This is a genomic window from Leisingera sp. F5, from assembly GCF_001593695.1.
This window is the reverse complement of the sequence record NZ_LUKH01000313.1, coordinates 1-2,932: the sequence shown is the minus strand read 5'-3', so window position 1 is coordinate 2,932 and position 2,932 is coordinate 1. Positions and strand designations below refer to the sequence as shown.

At 63.5% G+C, this 2,932-nt stretch carries 2 protein-coding genes and 1 pseudogene; all 3 read right to left on the bottom strand.

From position 1 onward, the window contains the following. Window positions 1-122 (bottom strand): annotated as a pseudogene (locus tag A2I95_RS29435) (ATPase); the annotation flags it as partial. A 55-nt stretch (window positions 123-177) separates the two neighbouring features. Continuing rightward, the gene (locus A2I95_RS29430; protein WP_027258819.1) at window positions 178-1,092 is read right to left on the bottom strand and encodes a DMT family transporter; all 915 of its coding nucleotides are present in this window, start codon (window positions 1,090-1,092) and stop codon (window positions 178-180) included. 108 nt (window positions 1,093-1,200) lie between these two features. Beyond that, window positions 1,201-2,932: aldehyde dehydrogenase family protein (locus tag A2I95_RS29425; protein ID WP_291735583.1), on the bottom strand; the 1,732-nt coding region annotated here is incomplete at its 5' end.

Genomic DNA, 2,932 nt, shown 5'->3' with positions numbered 1-2,932 from the left:
AACCAGCTGCCGGCGCCGCGCAGGATGTTGCTGACATAGGTTTTGCCAAGCCCGGACATGCCAAAGAACAGCACCCGTTTGTTCGGCGCATCGCGCCAGTCCTGCGCAGAAGTGTAAAGCATGAGATCCCAAGTCCCTGAAGGTTTCACGCCTTGCTAATCACCTGCGCGGGCTTGGTCAATTCCGTGTGCGTTTGCGCCGCAGGACCGGTTTGCCGTTCAGGACCATAAGCCCGGCTGCCAGCAGGGCAAAACCGGCGTAGGCCTGCGGTTTCAACTCTTCTCCCAGCCACCAGGCGCCCAGCAGGATGGCAACCGGCGGAATGATCAGGGTGACCAGCATCAGGTTGCCGCTGCCCGCCAACGCTAGCACCCGGTAATACAGCAGATAGGCGCCAGCAGTGGCAATCAGCGAAAAATAGGCAATGGATAGCCAGGTGCCGGTTTCCAGGCTCAGCGAAACCGGGCCGTCAACCAGCAAGGCTGCCGGCAGCAGGCAGAGGGTGGAGCCGGTCAGCATACCGGCAGCCGCTACCTGCGGCGGCAGTCCGGACAGTTTCAGCCGCGCCCAGGCACTGGCAAAGGCATAGGACACGGTGCCGGCCAGAACTGCCAGTTGCGCGGTGCTTCGGATGTCGAAATTGGCAAATTGCTCCAACCCGATGGCGGTGGCCACGCCGAGAAACCCCAGCGCCACTCCCAGTACCTTGCGTGCTGCCAGCCGTTCGTCGGCAAACACCAGCGCAGCGACGATGACGCCGAAGATGGCTGTGGCCGCATTCAGGATCGAGGTGAGGCCGGTCTCAATATACAGCTGTCCCCAGGTCATCAGGCCGAAGGGGATGATGTTGTTCAAAAGGCCCATCACCAGAAAGGCGCCCCAGATACGCGGCTCCTTTGGCACCGGCAGCCGCATCAGCACCACCACGCCCCACAGGAACAGCGCCGCCCAGCCGCAGCGATGCAGCACAAGGGTAACAACGGGGATTTCGTCCAGGGCGATGCGGATCGACAGAAACGAGCCGCCCCAGATCACGCCGAGCAGTATCAGCTCGGCCCAGGCGCGGGGGGATATGGTTTTTTGAGGGCTCATGCGGGTCATCTAGCCCGCCGGGCGCGGCCAGGCGACCCGGATCTTGCGGCAAACGAAAACCCCGCCCGGAGTATGCGGGCGGGGTCAGATTGTCCGTCTTGCGGCGCTTTAAAAGTTGTAGCCGATTTTCATGCCAAAACTGACCGCGTCGTTATCCTGAAAGTTGGTAACAGGGTTGCCGCCGGGGGAGGCGACCGAGTCACCCAGCTGGGTGTAACGGATGCCGGCCGAGATCGTCATCTTGTCTTGCTTGTATTGCACCCCAAGCCGGATCGCCTCATAGCCATGGGTCGGTGCCAGCGGCGACACCAGGTCATCCCCGTCCACATCCGCATAGATCAGCGCCAAAGACCCCGACCAGTTTTCGTTGAACTTGCGGCCAATCCCCAATGTGTAGGTAAAGGAGTCGTCCAGATCGATCAGGTCGCGGCCCAAACGGCCGGGCACCAGGTCGGTCACGCTGTGTTCCGCCCAGCGGATGCCGCCAAACAGCAGCGTGTCTGCGGCGATACCGGTCTGGAAGTCCAGGTTAACCGATTGCGGGGTCTTGGTCTTGGTTGAGGTTGTTGTGTTCAGGCCCGGGCTCCCGGCAAAGCTCTCGTTCAGGTCGAAATCGTGTTCGATTTCGGAGCTGTAGGTCAGCGCTGCGCGCAGGGCGATCTCTGGGATCTCATAGGCCACGCCGGCTACCCAGCCAAATGCGCCGTCTTTGTCTACCTTGACATTGTAGGTGCCGCCGGGAATGACACTGTAGGCAAGACCGTTCAGATTGATTTCGCCGTCGATCTCCTGGTACCGGATACCGCCATGGGCGCTGAAACGCTCGTTGAACTTGTAGCGCAAAAGGGCGGTCACCGCATTTGCATCCGCCTGCGCCTTGGTGCCGCCAAGAAGCGCAGAACCGCCCGCCGGGTAGAGCACATCCACACCCCAAGGCTGGTCGAAGATCACGGCAAAGGACAGTTGGTTGTTGATGTCCCGCTTGTAACCTGCGCCGAACATGTTGAAGCGGTCGCCGACATCTCCGACCGTGATGATCCGTTCTGTGGACATGCAAATCTGACCCTGGTTCATGTAGGCCCCGAACCCTGCGGCGGCGACGGCAGCCTCGATATCGGCATCCTCCATCAGGATCATCGGGGCCTTGCCGCCGAGTTCCAGCAGCGCGGGTTTCAGATGGCGGCCAGCCAGTTCGCTGATCACCCGGCCCACGCGGGTCGATCCGGTGAAGTTCACCCGGCGGATCGCGGGGTGTTCGATCAGGGCCGCGACAACCTCGGGCGCTTCGTCCGGATCGTTGGAAATCGCGTTGAGCGTACCGGCGGGCAGTCCCGCCTCAGCCACGGCCTCCACGATCAGCGCATGGACACGGGGGCAGAGTTCGGAGGTCTTCATCACCACGGTATTGCCGCAGGCCAGCGGCATGGCGACGGCGCGCACCCCCAGGATGACCGGCGCATTCCAGGGCGCGATGCCCGGGCAGACCCCCAGCGGGCGATGCACGGTCATGGCCAGGGTGCCGGGTTTGTTGGCGGGGATCACCTCGCCGCCGATCTGGGTGGTCATGGCGGCGGCCTCGCGCAGGATACCGACGGCCAGGTGGACGTTAAACCCCGCCCAGATGCCGGTGGCGCCGGTTTCACGCACCATTGCGGCCACGAAATCGGGGCTGCGGCGGTCCAGGATGTCCGCCGCCTTGTTCAGGACTGCGCGGCGTTCTGCCGGGACAGTGGCAGACCAGGTCGGGAATGCCGCCTGCGCGGCGGCCACGGCGGCCCGAGCGCCGGCGACGCTGGCGGCGGCGGCCCAGGTGGCCGGTTGGCCGCTGACGGGGTTCAGC

Bases quoted from the DNA above. Each gene is read 5' to 3' on its own strand.
- A2I95_RS29430 (WP_027258819.1), bottom strand. From the start codon at position 1,092: ATGAGCCCTCAAAAAACCATATCCCCCCGCGCCTGGGCCGAGCTGATA.